This is a genomic window from Altererythrobacter sp. (genome assembly GCF_050299635.1).
Classification (GTDB): Bacteria; Pseudomonadota; Alphaproteobacteria; order Sphingomonadales; family Sphingomonadaceae; genus Erythrobacter.
The window spans coordinates 1-14237 of sequence record NZ_JBNKWF010000017.1; the positions used below are offsets into that span (position 1 = coordinate 1).

14 protein-coding genes and 1 pseudogene are annotated in these 14237 nt (G+C 60.1%); 10 read left to right on the forward strand and 5 right to left on the reverse strand.

The window, feature by feature from the left end; all coding sequences use genetic code 11:
- Positions 1-818 precede the first annotated feature (818 nt).
- The 3 genes from ACQY6C_RS10010 to ACQY6C_RS10020 all read left to right on the forward strand — a co-directional run bounded on the left by ACQY6C_RS10010 (position 819) and on the right by ACQY6C_RS10020 (position 3933).
- Positions 819-2039 (forward strand): argininosuccinate synthase, encoded by a 1221-nt coding sequence (locus ACQY6C_RS10010; RefSeq protein ID WP_427968327.1) that lies wholly within the window; start codon positions 819-821, stop codon positions 2037-2039.
- 822 nt (positions 2040-2861) lie between these two features.
- Positions 2862-3338: a septal ring lytic transglycosylase RlpA family protein gene (locus ACQY6C_RS10015; RefSeq protein ID WP_427968444.1), complete on the forward strand. Its 477-nt coding sequence runs from the start codon at positions 2862-2864 to the stop codon at positions 3336-3338.
- Between the two features lie 52 nt (positions 3339-3390).
- Entirely contained in the window at positions 3391-3933 is a 543-nt protein-coding gene (locus tag ACQY6C_RS10020) for a MarR family transcriptional regulator (protein WP_427968329.1), read from the forward strand.
- An 11-nt stretch (positions 3934-3944) separates the two neighbouring features.
- Here ACQY6C_RS10020 and eno read toward each other — a convergent pair whose 3' ends face one another.
- Positions 3945-5225: a phosphopyruvate hydratase gene (eno, locus tag ACQY6C_RS10025; protein WP_427968331.1), complete on the reverse strand. Its 1281-nt coding sequence runs from the start codon at positions 5223-5225 to the stop codon at positions 3945-3947.
- 174 nt (positions 5226-5399) lie between these two features.
- On the opposite strand from eno, the gene ACQY6C_RS10030 reads away from it, so the two are divergent.
- The 6 genes from ACQY6C_RS10030 to ACQY6C_RS10055 all read left to right on the forward strand — a co-directional run bounded on the left by ACQY6C_RS10030 (position 5400) and on the right by ACQY6C_RS10055 (position 8120).
- A complete protein-coding gene (locus ACQY6C_RS10030) occupies positions 5400-5969 on the forward strand; it encodes a hypothetical protein (protein ID WP_427968332.1) in 570 nt (189 codons plus the stop codon).
- Positions 5970-5993: 24 nt separating this feature from the next.
- Positions 5994-6434, forward strand: a complete 441-nt coding sequence (locus ACQY6C_RS10035) for a phage holin family protein (RefSeq protein WP_427968333.1) — start codon at positions 5994-5996, stop codon at positions 6432-6434.
- Positions 6431-6763 (forward strand): hypothetical protein, encoded by a 333-nt coding sequence (locus ACQY6C_RS10040; protein ID WP_427968334.1) that lies wholly within the window; start codon positions 6431-6433, stop codon positions 6761-6763. Before ACQY6C_RS10035 ends, ACQY6C_RS10040 begins: the two co-directional genes overlap by 4 nt.
- Before the next feature lie 45 nt (positions 6764-6808).
- Positions 6809-7288 (forward strand): hypothetical protein, encoded by a 480-nt coding sequence (locus ACQY6C_RS10045; RefSeq protein ID WP_427968335.1) that lies wholly within the window; start codon positions 6809-6811, stop codon positions 7286-7288.
- Between the two features lie 104 nt (positions 7289-7392).
- Positions 7393-7623: a DUF4170 domain-containing protein gene (locus ACQY6C_RS10050; RefSeq protein WP_427968337.1), complete on the forward strand. Its 231-nt coding sequence runs from the start codon at positions 7393-7395 to the stop codon at positions 7621-7623.
- Between the two features lie 29 nt (positions 7624-7652).
- Positions 7653-8120 (forward strand): N-acetyltransferase family protein, encoded by a 468-nt coding sequence (locus ACQY6C_RS10055; RefSeq protein WP_427968446.1) that lies wholly within the window; start codon positions 7653-7655, stop codon positions 8118-8120.
- Positions 8121-8134: 14 nt separating this feature from the next.
- Here ACQY6C_RS10055 and greA read toward each other — a convergent pair whose 3' ends face one another.
- The 4 genes and pseudogenes from greA to carA all read right to left on the reverse strand — a co-directional run bounded on the left by greA (position 8135) and on the right by carA (position 13597).
- A complete protein-coding gene (greA, locus tag ACQY6C_RS10060; protein ID WP_427968339.1) occupies positions 8135-8611 on the reverse strand; it encodes a transcription elongation factor GreA in 477 nt (158 codons plus the stop codon).
- A gap of 120 nt (positions 8612-8731) precedes the next feature.
- Positions 8732-12054, reverse strand: a pseudogene (gene carB / locus ACQY6C_RS10065) (carbamoyl-phosphate synthase large subunit).
- Positions 12054-12329, reverse strand: a complete 276-nt coding sequence (locus tag ACQY6C_RS10070) for a hypothetical protein (protein WP_427968341.1) — start codon at positions 12327-12329, stop codon at positions 12054-12056. Before ACQY6C_RS10070 ends, carB begins: the two are co-directional and overlap by 1 nt.
- Positions 12330-12415: 86 nt before the next feature.
- Positions 12416-13597 (reverse strand): glutamine-hydrolyzing carbamoyl-phosphate synthase small subunit, encoded by a 1182-nt coding sequence (gene carA / locus ACQY6C_RS10075; protein WP_427968343.1) that lies wholly within the window; start codon positions 13595-13597, stop codon positions 12416-12418.
- A 159-nt stretch (positions 13598-13756) separates the two neighbouring features.
- Between carA and ACQY6C_RS10080 the strand changes: the two genes are divergently transcribed.
- Positions 13757-14221: a GatB/YqeY domain-containing protein gene (locus tag ACQY6C_RS10080; RefSeq protein ID WP_427968345.1), complete on the forward strand. Its 465-nt coding sequence runs from the start codon at positions 13757-13759 to the stop codon at positions 14219-14221.
- The last annotated feature ends 16 nt before the right edge of the window (positions 14222-14237 follow it).

Consider the following 14237-nt stretch of genomic DNA (forward strand, 5'->3'; position numbering starts at 1 on the left):
GTTCTAAAGGCGAGTTAGAAGAATGATAACGGTAGCCGAATATGTGCTGATGGCTGCACAATCATATTCCCGGAGTTCCGAGACAAATTACGGTGACCAAATTACGGTGACAGTGCATTTAATTCCTCACGCAAAGGCCTGAGGGGTCTTGCCTGATTTTAGTCTCTCTCAGCGCACTCTGCTTCTCCGCGTTCTCTGCGTGAATCCAATTCGCACCGACTGCGGCACTGGATTGCTTCGTCGCTAACGCGCCTCGCAATGACGGTGTGTTACTTATCTCGCTGGGTTCCCGCTCATCCTGAGCCTGTCGAAGGACGCGGGAATGACGAATGGGGCGGGATTTTCCTACTCGTACACCGCGCGGTAGAAACGGCGGATGAACTTTGATTGCGTCCCCAGCTTTCCAAACCCGCGTCACCCTGAACTAGTTTCAGGGTCCATTCCTCCAAAGGCAATGTTTTCGCTGGCCGAGAAATGGATGCTGAAACAAGTTCAGCATGACGAGATCGAAACTTTCACGCAGCGCCGCCCAAGGCTGACACTGCGCGCGCCGTACAGTCACACATTCGTTCAACAGGGTCACAGTTCCGCCCGCCAGAGTTACACTTTGCGGCAAAGGGTCACAGTTTTCGCACCCAGGTTCACGCAATGGCGGTTTTGCCTTTGGACCCTGTTCCATGTGTTCTATCCTGTAGGATTTCGCGGGGTGATAATCGGCCGCTGAACCGCCATGCCGCTTGGCGCATCCAAAGCGGTTCTTCATTGCAGTGCCGCGCCTGCGCTGATACCGGCGCGCCAGCAATTCCAGGGTAGAAACCATGTCCGATATCAAACGCGTTGTCCTCGCCTATTCCGGCGGCCTCGATACTTCCGTCATCGCCAAATGGCTTGAGGTTGAGCGCGGCTATGAAGTGGTGACCTTCACCGCCGATCTGGGACAGGGCGAAGAGATCGAACCCGCGCGGGCCAAGGCGCGCAATATGGGCATCCCGGACAAGCACATCTTCATCGAGGATCTGCGCGAGGAATTCGTGCGCGACTTCGTCTTCCCGATGATGCGCGCCAATGCGAAATATGAAGGCGACTATCTGCTTGGTACCTCGATCGCGCGTCCGCTGATCTCCAAGCGACTGGTCGAGATCGCGCATGAGACGGGCGCCGATGCGGTTGCCCATGGCGCGACCGGCAAGGGCAATGACCAGGTGCGCTTCGAACTCAGCGCCTATGCGCTCGATCCCGATATCAAGGTGATTGCCCCCTGGCGCGAATGGGACCTCACCTCGCGCACCTCGCTGATCGCCTGGGCTGAAGCGCACCAGATCGCCGTGCCCAAAGACAAGCGCGGCGAAAGCCCCTTCTCCTGCGACGCGAACCTCCTCCACACTTCCTCTGAAGGCAAGGTGCTGGAAGATCCGTGGGAAGAGACGCCCGACTATGTCTATTCGCGCACGGTGAACCCGGAAGACGCGCCGAACGAGCCGGAATATGTCACGATCGACTTTGAAAAGGGCGATGGCGTTGCGCTGAATGGCGAAGCGATGAGCCCGGCTACGCTGCTGACAGCGCTCAACGAGCTGGGTCGCAAGCATGGCATCGGCAGGCTCGACCTGGTCGAGAACCGCTTCGTGGGCATGAAGAGCCGCGGCATGTATGAAACGCCGGGCGGCACGATCTATGTCGCCGCGCATCGGGGCATCGAGCAGATCACGCTCGATCGTGGTGCGGCGCATCTGAAGGACGAGCTGATGCCGCGCTATGCCGAGCTGATCTATAACGGCTTCTGGTTCGCGCCCGAACGCGAGATGCTGCAGGCCGCGATCGACCTCAGTCAGGAAAAGGTTTCAGGCACCGTGCGCATGAAGCTCTACAAGGGGCTGGCCAGCGTGGTCGGCCGCAAGAGCGCGAACTCGCTCTATTCGGAAGCGCATGTGACCTTTGAGGACGATGCCGGCGCCTATGACCAGAAGGATGCCGAAGGCTTCATCAAGCTCAACGCCCTGCGTCTACGCCTTTTGGCGCAGCGCGATTACAGGAAATGACGCGTTTGAAGCTGCTGGCGAAGCGCGATCGGGGCTGAGTTTCTGGGTGCCGCCAAATCTTTGCGACGAGCTGTTGAGTTATCCACTCTCGTCCACAAGCGATTTGGGGAAAAGTGGAAAAGTCGCCCTTGCCAACCTTGAACGACTCACCGTTACGGCGCAGTCTCAAAACATCGGAAGGGACGAAAACCTCCCTGGAAATCTGGCTCTAACGAGTTGATTTTTAAGAGGTTTTAAGAAATTCCGACGCGGTGGAAACTGTCCACGCGGGCTTTGAGACCAGACATGCGGAAAGTTCAGGCTGGAAGCAAGTCGGGTTGTTTGAGGAGAACGCGATAGCATTTCTACCGGAAAGGCTGATCGTTCGGCAGTCGATCGATGGAAGGAAGAGAGCTTCGGTTCAAATCCGTCCGCTTGAGAGAGACAGCCATCATGGATGATTGGTCTCGGTACCGCCGGAAGGAAGGTGCGGCACGGAAGGGCTTCGGCCTGGAAGAGCTGAAACCACCGAAAGACGGAACCGGATGCCGGCGCGAGCGCCGGTGACGAAACCCTCCAACCCGTTTGGAGGTGAGACATCGGACGCCAAGTGCTCCTCGGAAGGTTCGCCAGAAGAGTAGCCCACGCGTTGGTGAGAGTGGGGTCGGCAGCAATGCCGGCCCCATTTGCTTTGCGGTTCACCGCTCAAAAACAACCGCTTGCGCCGTATTTCCCGATTTGCGAGCCGAGACGCATGGCGCGAATTTGCTTCATTAACTTGTCACAGGGTATGAAATCGGGATGGGACGGATTCTGCCCCACCAGCGGCTTTGGCTCCATGCCATCGTGCCGATAGTCCTGCTGACGGGCCCTTCGGCCAGTCTGGCCGAGGATGCCGAAGGCGTTCAGCAACCACGATTCGCGCTGGAGTTCGCGCCCTTCGACGAAGATCCTCCAGCCTATATCCCGGTTGACGGTGCGGTGGATATCACCAGCCTGGAAATCCCGTTCGAGACGGTCGGGCAACAACTCGGTAGCGGTATGGCTTCGTATTATGGGCGCAAGTTCCATGGCCGTCGCACCGCCAGCGGCGAACGGTTCGATATGAATGCGCTTACGGCGGCGCACCGCACCTTGCCTTTCGGCAGTCTGGTCCGAGTAACCAATCCCCGAAATGGTCGGTCCGTGGTCGTCAGGATCAATGATCGCGGACCGTTTGCGCGAGGCCGCATGATCGATCTGAGCCGAGCGGCGGCGGAACAGATCGGCCTGATCCGCAGAGGCCATGGGAAAGTCGAGCTCGCCTTGCTTAAACCCTAGGTAGTTCCCCGGATAGGCAGCAGCTCCATACCGGTGCACTATCCGATCCGAAATGGAGCAGCAGGCGAAACTGAGCGCGATTGCCGAACAATTGGCCCGCCTCGCCATGCAGGTCCGCCAGGCAAGTCTGGAAAGCAGCTCAAGTCCCAACGGTCGCACTTTGGACGGGCATTCGCACCAGGAGCGCTATCTCCAACTCGCCCGGCGCTACTATGACGAGCGCCGCAAGCGCACCGAAATCTTCGAAGATGCGGAGCTGTTTCGGGAGCCCGCATGGGATATCCTGCTCGATCTCTACGTCGCATACGCAAGCGGCAAGACTGTGTCCGTTTCCAGCGCCTGCATAGGCTCGGCCGTAGCCCCGACGACGGCATTGCGTCGATTGGGCGATCTGTATGACCTTGGGCTGATCATCCGGGAGCAGGATTTGTTCGACCAGCGCAGGGTGCTCGTGCGGCTGTCCAGTCGCGGCGTTTCGCAGATGGAAGCCTATTTCGACGCGATCTCACATACGACGGGAGCGGCGTTCAAGGCGCCACAACCGCCTTCCGCCGAAAATGTGATCCAAGTCGGATTCGGCCGGCCCGAAGGCTGAAACCTTGCCCCTTACAAGCGGCCGAAGCAGTCGCATCCGGCATAGCGCGCACTTGCGCCCAGCTCTTCCTCGATACGGATAAGCTGGTTGTACTTCGCCAAACGATCGGACCGGGCGAGCGAGCCAGTCTTGATCTGCCCGCAATTGGTAGCGACCGCCAGATCGGCAATCGTGGAATCCTCGGTTTCGCCCGAACGGTGGCTCATCACCGAGGTGTAGCCCGCCCGATGCGCCATCTCGACCGCAGCCAGCGTCTCGGTCAGCGAACCGATCTGGTTGACCTTGACCAGCAGCGAGTTGGCCAGGCCCTTCTCGATCCCCATCGCGAGCCGTTCAGGGTTGGTCACGAACAGATCGTCACCCACCAGCTGAACCTTGTCACCGATCATGTCTGTCAGGATCTTCCAACCTTCCAGATCGTCTTCACCCATCCCGTCTTCAATCGAGCGGATCGGGTAGCTGGCGCAAAGATCGGCGAGATAGCGAGCCATCTCTTCGCTGGTCAGCGAAGTACCCTCGCCCGCCATGTCATAGCGGCCATCGGCGAAGAATTCTGTCGAGGCGCAATCGAGCGCCAGTGCAACGTCCTCACCCGGCGTGAAACCGGCCTGCTCGATCGAAGCCATGATGAAGTCCAGCGCATCGCGTGTGCTGGCCAGATTGGGCGCGAATCCGCCCTCGTCTCCAACGGATGTGGAAAGGCCCTTGGCCGAAAGACCGCTCTTCAGCGTGTGGAATATCTCGGAACCCCAGCGCACGGCATCGGCAAGGCTTTCGGCCCCGATCGGCATGATCATGAATTCCTGGATATCGATCGGATTGTCGGCATGTTCGCCGCCGTTGATGATGTTCATCATCGGCACCGGCAGGACATGCGCGGCCACCCCGCCAAGGTAGGAATAGAGCGGAAGCCCGCGCGCATTCGCCGCAGCCTTGGCGACCGCCAGGCTGACACCCAGGATCGCATTCGCACCGATCCGGCCCTTGTTGGGCGTTCCGTCGAGATCGATCATCGCCAGATCAATGTCGCGCTGATCCTCGGCGTCGAGACCCAGGATGCAATCCGAAATCTCGCCATTGACCGCATCGACAGCCTTCAGCACGCCCTTGCCCTTGTAGCGGGTCTTGTCGCCGTCGCGCAGCTCGACCGCTTCATGCGCGCCGGTTGACGCGCCAGAAGGAACTGCGGCCCGCCCGAAACTGCCATCTTCCAGTAGCACATCGACTTCCACAGTCGGGTTGCCTCGGCTATCAAGAATTTCTCGGCCGTGGATGTCGATAATCGCGGTCATTTGAAGTGCTCCGGGATCTGGGTGTTGTAATATGTTAAGACACCACCAAATAGGAAGTGTTCGGCGCCCTGTATGCGCCGGAACATTGAGGCGCAAGTTGCGTTGCAACAAAGTGGGCCAAACTTGATGTTTGGCTAGAAGAATACGTAGCCACGGACGGCAAAGGACGAAATTATGGCAAAGGCCGCTACTACCGCCAAGAAGACCGCCAAACCGCGGAAGCCTGCAGCCAAGAAGGAGGCCACCAAGGTGACAGAGACCGTAGACAACAAGGCAGAAGCCAAGAGCCGCTTCAACGCCGCACTCGAAGAAGCCAAGGCTGGTGCAGCCGCATTGAAGGCTGAAGCCGGCGATCGCGCCGGCGCTTATCGTGAACAGGCCCGTAGCAAAGGGGGTGAATTGATGACCGAAGCGAAAGCCTACGGCGCGGAAGCCAAGACCAAGGCTGGTGAGTTGGCTGTCGAAGGCAAGGCCAAGGCAAGCGATGCGATCGCGTCGCTCGGCAAGGTCGTGGCCGATACGGCAGGTGAACTCGATAACCGTTTCGGTGAGCAATATGGCGACTATGCGCGCCGCGCATCGCGTTCGCTGCAGGAAACTTCTGCCAAGCTTGATGCCAAGAGCGTTGAGGAGATTGGCGAGGACGCGCGCGAGTTTGTTCGCAAGAGCCCGGGGACAGCGATCGGTATTGCCGCAATCGTCGGTTTCCTGTTCGCGCGAATGTTCACTGGCAAGCGCGGCTAAGTGAAACCTTCAGGGGGGTAGGCAATGCGGGACGAAGACCTGCCCGATGCACGGCAGGAAAGTGACGACGGGAGCTCGATTGAGCAGCCCGCTGAAGAGAGCGTGCCCGCTACCCCGCCCCCTGGTCTGGCAGACGAAATCGCCGCCTTCGTCGATGACGGCAAGACCTACGCCCAGGCCGAGTTCGCGTTCCAGAAATCGCGCCTGGCCTTTACTGCCGATCGCGGCAAGTCCGCCGCGCTGCTGGGGCTTTTCGCGCTTGGTTTCGTCCATCTTGCTCTGATCGGGCTGGTCGTGGGGGCGCTTTTCGCCCTCACCCCCCATGTAACCGCATGGGGCGCCACAGCTATCGTCACCGGTGTCCTGCTGGCTGGCGCTGCGATCATGCTGCTTTTGATGCGGCGCCATACGCGCGAGATTGGTGACGCGTTCAGAGGTGATGCGTCCAAGGGTGATCGACAATGAGCGATCTGCGGCAGCAAATGCGCGAAGATCGCGCGATACGGAACTCGGCGCGGGCCTTGCTCGAAGCCGATGTCGCGCAGCTCAGGCAGGACTTCACCAGCAAGAGCCTTGGTGAGCGGGTGCTGGGCAATATCGGCGAAGGCGCGAAGGACGTGTTGGAACGCGCCGGCGATACTGCAGACAACAATCGCGGCGTGCTGGCGGCCTTGCTTGGCGCAGTCGTGCTTTGGTTCGCTCGCAATCCTATCCTGTCGCTATTCGCAGCCGATGAGGAGGAATTGATCGAAAGCGATCCTGAGGTTGGCGAAACATACGGGCAGGAAGAATAAGCGGCGGCATCTGACGGTGCAGGTCGCTGGAATAAGGAAGCAAGAATGACCCCCGATGCCAAGCGTGATGAACTACGCGAGAAGATCGAAGCCGGTGAACGCAGGCATGCGGCCCGCGACCTGGCGGAGGCCGCTCGTGATGCCGCCGAAAGCGCGACGGAGTTCGTGAAGAAGCATCCGCTGGCGACGCTGGGCGGCGCAATCGCAATCGGCCTTGTGATTGGAGCCATGACCAAGCCCGGCCGTCAATTGACCAGGCGCGGCGGCAAGCTCGCTACCTTGGTGGCCGATGCAGCGATCGCCTATGGTGTGTCGATGCTGGAGAAAGCTGGAGAGGCAGCAACCCAGGGCCAGGACAAGCTGGAAGACCTGGGCGATGCGCTTGATGACAAGAGGCGCACCGTACGACGCGAGGCCGCCCATCTTGCCAGTACTGCCGCCGACCGGACCCGCTCGGCCAAACGCAGGGTCTCGCGCAAGACAGAGCGTGCCGTTCGCGATCTGCGCACCCATTTTACCAGCTAGCGCGATCCACACTGCGGGCCCCTAATGCACGCCGGGCTTGCCTGTCTGGCCGCAATCTATATGTGCGCGGCAATCTCCTCTCCCCGGACAGAAAGGCCACCTCGATGGAAGAAACCGAAACCAAACAATTGCTCCACCTGGTTATGGGCGGCAGGGTCAAGGACCCGCGCACGCTGGAATTTCTCGACCCGGAAAGCATCCATGTTGTCGGCGTATTCAGCAATTATGAAGAAGCAGTCGATGCCTGGCGCGCCAATGCGCAGCGTACAGTCGACGATGCCGAGATGAAATATGTTGTCGTCCACCTGCACAAGTTGCTGACGCCGGGCAATTGAACGTCAGGGCAGAGGCAGTGATGCGATATGTGTTGCGCCCTTTCCGCGATGCGGATGCCGAAGCCTTGGCTACGGTGATCCGCTCCGCGATTGAAACGATCGGCCCGCATGCCTATTCGCCGGAGCAGGTCGCAGCATGGTCGGCCCGTCACCCGCGTGCTGAGCGATTTCGTGAACGTGCGGCGGACGGCGCGACAATCATTCTGGCGAGCGACGACCATGATGATCCGGTCGCCTATGCGCTGCTTGAGCCTGACGGCCATCTCGACCATCTCTATTGCCACCCCGATCACACACGGCGCGGGCTGGCGGTCCGTTTGCTGGAAGCGGCGGATGCGCACGCACGTTCGAGCGGGATCACCCGTCTCTACACCGAAGCGAGCGAACTGGCGCGGCCTGCGTTCGAGCGCGCCGGATACACGGCTTCACACCGCCGGGACTTCGATCTCGACGGCGTGGCGATCCACAATTACGCGATGGAGAAGGCGCTCACCTGAACGCCTTGCCCGATTCAGATGAACTCGATCTTGTCGACCAGGTAGAACCTGTCGCCTGAGGGAACGGTAACCTCGATCTCGTCGCCTACCTGCTTGCTGATAAGCGCGCGGGCAATCGGCGAATTGTAGGAAATCCGTCCCTTGCCTGCATCAGCTTCGGTCTGACCAACGATCTGGTACTTCACCGGCTTGTCGTCTTCATCAAGCAAAGTGACCGTAGCGCCGAACACTACCTTGTCGCCCGAAAGCGAGGCCGGATCGATGATCTGGGCGCGGCTGACCTTGTCCTCAAGCTCGGCGATCTGCGCTTCGACCTGCCCCTGCCGCTCTTTCGCTGCGTGGTATTCGGCGTTTTCCGAAAGGTCGCCATGCGCGCGAGCTTCCTCGATCGCATCGACAATTTTCGGGCGTTCCGCGCGCAGCACCTTGAGGTCGGCGGTCAACCGCTCGTAACCCTCTGCCAGCATCGGAACCTTTTCCATTGTAGCCATCCTAACCTTCCTTCGGCGCGCCTTCGCTATACCCTCCGGATGGAGGGTCATTTCGATCAGCACCGCATCTGCCGAAGCGGCTTCAGTAGGTCGAAATGTCGGGAAAACGCCAGATCGTGTTCAGCTATAATAGTCCTGCATCGACCGGACTTCAAGCTTACTTGCATTTACTGCACGAATTGCGTTTGCTGCAGCAAGCGAAGCGGCGGCTGTCGTATAGTATGGCACCTTGGCTTCCAGCGCCGATGCGCGGATCGATTTTGAGTCCAGCAGGCTCTGCCAACCCTCCGTGGTGTTGAATATCAACGCGATTTCTCCGTCGATGATCTTGTCCACGATATGCGGCTGCCCTTCGGCCACCTTGTTCACGCGTTCGACCGGCAGGCCTTGCTCGGCCAGATAGGCCTGCGTGCCGCCCGTGGCGATGACTTCGAACCCCTGTTCGACCAGCAGGCGAACGGCCGGGACGATATGCGCCTTGTCGGTATTCTTGACCGAGACGAAGGCTGTTCCACCCTTTGGCAGGAGCATGCCGGCCGCGAGCTGCGCCTTGAAGAATGCGGCGTCGAAATCGCGGTCGATTCCCATCACTTCGCCGGTCGATTTCATCTCGGGCGAAAGTACCGGATCTGAACCGGGGAAGCGGGTGAACGGGAACACTGCTTCCTTCACAGCCATGTAAGGCAAGTCACGCTTGAAGGGTTCGAACGCAGCCAGCTTCTCGCCCGCCATCACCCGCGCGGCAATCTTCGCCACGGGCTGCCCGATAGCCTTGGCGACAAATGGCACCGTGCGGCTTGCACGCGGATTGACCTCGATCAGATAGACCTCCTGCCCGTCCGGCCCCTCTTTCACCGCGAACTGGACGTTCATCAGGCCCACGACATTGAGCGCCTTGGCCAGAGCTTCAGCCTGGCGCTCCATCTCTTCGATCGTGCTCTTCGGCAGCGAATAGGGCGGCAGGGTGCAGGCGCTGTCACCCGAATGGACACCAGCCTCCTCGATATGCTGCATCACGCCGGCGATGCGCACTTCGCTGCCATCGCAAAGCGCATCGACATCGCATTCGATCGCATCGCGGAGATATTGGTCGACCAGCACCGGGCTTTCGCCCGATACATTCACCGCCGTGCGGATATAGTCATCGAGCTGTGCTTCGGAATCGACGATTTCCATCGCCCGGCCACCCAGCACGTAGCTGGGGCGGAGCAGCACCGGATAGCCGATCCGCGCGGCCACGGCGGCGGCCTCGTCGCGGCTATAGGCGATGCCATTGTCCGGCTGCTTGAGCTTGAGCTTGTCCACCAGCTTGGCAAAGCGTTCACGATCTTCCGCAAGGTCGATCGCATCTGGCGAAGTACCAAGAATCGGGATGCCCGCATCTTCCAGCGCCTGTGCCAGCTTGAGCGGGGTCTGCCCGCCGAACTGCACAATCACGCCCACCAACTCGCCGTTTTGCTGTTCGACCCGCAGGATTTCCAACACGTCTTCCGCCGTCAGCGGCTCGAAATAAAGCCGGTCGGACGTATCGTAATCGGTCGATACGGTCTCCGGATTGCAGTTGACCATGATGGTTTCATAGCCAACCTCATCAAGCGCGAAGCAGGCGTGGACGCAGCAATAGTCGAACTCGATGCCCTGCCCGATCCGGTTTGGCCCGCCACCAAGGATCACGATCTTCTTGCGACCGGACGGTGCGGCTTCGCATTCAGGCTCACCGAATGTCGGGGCCTCATAGGTCGAGTACATGTAGGGCGTGATTGCCTCGAACTCGGCGGCGCAGCTGTCGATCCGCTTGAATACCGGGCGGACGCCCAGTTTGGCGCGCAATTCGCGTACTTCATCCTCGCTGGTCGCCCCTGCCATGACCTTGAGCGCATCGTGCAGCAAACCGCTGCGGCGCGCCTGCGTTTCAGCAAGACCACCGGCGACCCCGACCGAACGAACTGCCAGCGTGGCGAGGCGTTTGTCGGAAAAGCCCATCGCCTTGAGCTTGCGCAGCTCGGCCGCGTCATTCGGCAGGCCATGCTCGGAAACCCGCTTTTCCGCTTCGATGATCTGCTCGATCTGGCGCAGGAACCACGGATCGTAACCAGTAATGGGCTGGATTTCCTCGACCGTCAGCCCGGCGCGGAATGCCTGCGCCACCTTCAGCAGACGGTCAGGCGTACGCTTGCTGAGCGCGGCGGTGACAACATCCTTCGCCACCCCTTCCAGCTCGGTCACGCGGTTGAACCCGTCGAGATCAGTTTCCAGCCCGCGCAGTGCCTTTTGCACGCTTTCCTGGAAATTGCGGCCTATCGCCATGACTTCGCCGACGGATTTCATCGCAGTGGCAAGCTCAGCCTTCGCACCCTTGAACTTTTCGAAGGCGAAGCGCGGGATCTTCGTCACGACATAATCGATGGTCGGCTCGAAGCTGGCCGGAGTTGCGCCGGTAATCTCGTTGGTGATCTCGTCGAGCGTGTAGCCGACCGCCAGCTTGGCTGCGACGCGCGCGATGGGGAAGCCGGTGGCCTTGGAGGCCAGCGCCGAACTGCGCGAAACGCGCGGGTTCATCTCGATCACGATCAGGCGGCCGTCCGCCGGATTGACCGCGAATTGCACGTTCGATCCGCCCGTCTCGACGCCGATCTCGCGCAGCACAGCGATGCTGGCATTGCGCATGATCTGGTATTCCTTGTCGGTCAACGTCAGCGCGGGGGCAACGGTGATCGAGTCCCCGGTGTGAACACCCATCGCATCGACATTCTCGATCGAGCAGATGATGATGGCGTTGTCGGCACGATCGCGCACGACCTCCATCTCATATTCTTTCCAACCGAGCAGCGATTCCTCGATCAGCACTTCGGTGGTTGGCGATGCGTCGAGCCCTTCGCGCACGATGCGCTCGAACTCGGCCTTGTTATAGGCGATGCCGCCGCCCGTGCCGCCGAGCGTGAAGCTGGGGCGGATGATCGCGGGCAACCCGGTGCGCTCAAGCACCGCATGTGCTTCGTCGAGGGTGTTGGCGACGCCGCTGCGCGCGCTTTCGAGGCCGATCTTGTCCATCGCCTCGCGGAAACGCTGGCGGTTCTCCGCCTTGTCGATCGCATCCGCATTGGCGCCGATCATGGTCACGCCGAACTTTTCGAGCACGCCCATATTGGCGAGGTCGAGCGCGCAGTTGAGCGCAGTCTGCCCGCCCATCGTCGGCAGCACCGCGTCCGGCCGTTCCTTCTCGATGATCTTGGCGTGATCGGCTCGATATAGGTCGCATCGGCGAACTCGGGATCGGTCATGATCGTTGCCGGGTTCGAGTTCACCAGGATCACCCGGTACCCCTCTTCCTTCAACGCCTTGATCGCCTGTGTGCCGGAATAATCGAACTCGCAGGCCTGGCCGATGATGATCGGGCCAGCGCCAATGACGAGGATCGAGGAGATGTCAGTACGTTTGGGCATTAGTCAGCGTCGCCTTTCGGAGCGCGAGAAAGTTCCCACTTTCCGACCGGAAGTTGGAGTTTCCGATTCAAGAAATGGAGAATTGATTTGATGGGTTCACCGGATTCCGTCTTGTGAAACAGAACAATTGTTTTGCCTCGAAAGTTTGGTGCGGGAGTGCTCTCCACGAACCGCCAGCCTCTTTTCTCAAGTTCCTTCTTGGCCCACTCTACCCGTCGGTTATCGAAACACGCTGACAATTCACCGAGCTCTGGCTCGTCAAATGCTTCGATCATTCTCGAGTTTCTTCGCAAACTCACCATAATTGCCAATGCACCCAATACGACAATAGCGACAGTGATAATGCCTCCAAACAGCGGACTCACCCCAACATCCCCACAAACTTCTCGAACAGGTAGAAGCTGTCCTGCGGGCCGGGGCTGGCTTCGGGGTGGTATTGCACGCCGAAGGCCTGCTTGCCCTTGATGCTGATGCCGCAGTTCGACCCATCGAACAGCGAAACATGCGTCTGCTCGACTTCGGGTGGGAGCGTATCGGCATCGACCGCGAATCCGTGGTTCATGCTGGTAATCTCGACGAGCCCCGTCGTCTCGCCCCAGCCCTCGCCCACGCGTTGCACGGGATGGTTGGCGCCGCGGTGGCCCTGGAACATCTTGACCGTCTTGGCCCCCGCCGCCAGCGCCAACATCTGGTGGCCGAGGCATATTCCGAACAGCGGCACATCGCGTTCAAGAAGCCCCTTGATCACCGGCACGGCATATTCGCCCGTCGCCGCCGGATCGCCCGGCCCGTTCGATAGGAACACGCCCGCCGGCTCCAGCGCCAGCACATCTTCCAGCGAGGTCCTCGCAGGAACCACCGTTACCTTTGCGCCCGCCTTCACGAGATTGCGGAAGATGTTGTCCTTCGCACCATAGTCAATCGCAATGACATGCGGACGGCCATCCTGCCCGGCCTCGCCGTATCCATGCCCGAGTTGCCAATAGCTGCCTGTCCAAGCCTCTTGCGCATCGCGGGTGACGACCTTCGCCAGGTCCATTCCCTCCAGCCCGGGCCAGCCTTGCGCTTTGGCGAGCAGCGTGTCGAGATCGAACTCGCCGCTCGGCTCATGCGCGATCACCGCATTGGGCGCGCCAGAAAGGCGAATACGGCGAGTCAGCGCACGCGTATCGACCCCCGACAGACCGATCTTGCCGTTCTCGACCAGCCATTGAGTGAATGTCTCCTGGCTGCGGAAATTGCTCGCCGCCGTCACTTCCTCGCGCACCACGCATCCCACGGCGCCTTCCACCTGGCTTTCGATATCCTCGGGGTTCGCGCCGACATTGCCGATATGCGGGAAGGTGAAGGTGACGATCTGCCCGGCGTAACTGGGATCCGTCATCACTTCCTGATAGCCGGTCATCGAGGTGTTGAAGCACACCTCGCCCACCGCATCGCCAGTCGCGCCGAATCCCTTACCCCAGATCACCGATCCATCGGCCAGAACAAGGACTCCCGTCGCGCCCTTGGGCTGCGCAGGAGTAGAGGCGGCAGAAGCCATTTTGGCGCTCCGTTCGATTGGGTTTCCAGCAATGTCGCTAAGTCTCAGCCGCTAGCCATCCGACCATGTCCCGTCAACTGCGCGATTACGGAAATATCGACTAATCGGGGCACAATCCCTATCTGACGCGCGAAAGCCAAACCAAGGGATACGTATTCAATGCCCCAAACAGCTCTGCGCGACGAAATCAAAGCCGCCACAATCACTGCCATGAAAGCGGGCGACAAGCCGCGTACCGCAGCGCTTCGCCTGATCGGCGCCAAGATCAAGGACCGCGATATCGAAGCGCGCACTGGCAAGGCGCCGGACAATGACGACGATCTCGTCATCGAGGTGCTGCAGAAGATGGCCAAGCAGCGCCGCGAATCGATCACCATGTATGAAGATGGCGGGCGTCAGGAACTGGCCGACCAGGAAAAGGGCGAGTTGGCGGTTATCGAGGAGTTCCTCCCTCAGATGATGAGTGAGGACGAGACCAGGGCCGCGATCGATGCCGTGAAGGCCGAAATCGGTGCCGATTCGATCAAGGATATGGGCCGCGTCATGGGCGAACTAAAGAAGCGTCACGGCGCCGTGCTCGACATGGGATTGGCCAGCGGGCTGGTAAAAGCGGCTCTGAGCTGAGTTCACGCACAGATTG

Excerpts from the sequence above, each read along its gene's own strand:
- ACQY6C_RS10030 (WP_427968332.1), top strand. The coding sequence starts at position 5,400 with ATGGCAAAGGCCGCTACTACCGCCAAGAAGACCGCCAAACCGCGGAAG.
- ACQY6C_RS10020 (WP_427968329.1), top strand. The coding sequence starts at position 3,391 with ATGGAGCAGCAGGCGAAACTGAGCGCGATTGCCGAACAATTGGCCCGC.
- ACQY6C_RS10010 (WP_427968327.1), top strand. The coding sequence starts at position 819 with ATGTCCGATATCAAACGCGTTGTCCTCGCCTATTCCGGCGGCCTCGAT.
- ACQY6C_RS10040 (WP_427968334.1), top strand. The coding sequence starts at position 6,431 with ATGAGCGATCTGCGGCAGCAAATGCGCGAAGATCGCGCGATACGGAAC.
- ACQY6C_RS10035 (WP_427968333.1), top strand. The coding sequence starts at position 5,994 with ATGCGGGACGAAGACCTGCCCGATGCACGGCAGGAAAGTGACGACGGG.
- carA (WP_427968343.1), bottom strand. The coding sequence starts at position 13,597 with ATGGCTTCTGCCGCCTCTACTCCTGCGCAGCCCAAGGGCGCGACGGGA.
- greA (WP_427968339.1), bottom strand. The coding sequence starts at position 8,611 with ATGGCTACAATGGAAAAGGTTCCGATGCTGGCAGAGGGTTACGAGCGG.
- ACQY6C_RS10045 (WP_427968335.1), top strand. The coding sequence starts at position 6,809 with ATGACCCCCGATGCCAAGCGTGATGAACTACGCGAGAAGATCGAAGCC.
- eno (WP_427968331.1), bottom strand. The coding sequence starts at position 5,225 with ATGACCGCGATTATCGACATCCACGGCCGAGAAATTCTTGATAGCCGA.
- ACQY6C_RS10080 (WP_427968345.1), top strand. The coding sequence starts at position 13,757 with ATGCCCCAAACAGCTCTGCGCGACGAAATCAAAGCCGCCACAATCACT.
- ACQY6C_RS10070 (WP_427968341.1), bottom strand. The coding sequence starts at position 12,329 with ATGATCGAAGCATTTGACGAGCCAGAGCTCGGTGAATTGTCAGCGTGT.
- ACQY6C_RS10050 (WP_427968337.1), top strand. The coding sequence starts at position 7,393 with ATGGAAGAAACCGAAACCAAACAATTGCTCCACCTGGTTATGGGCGGC.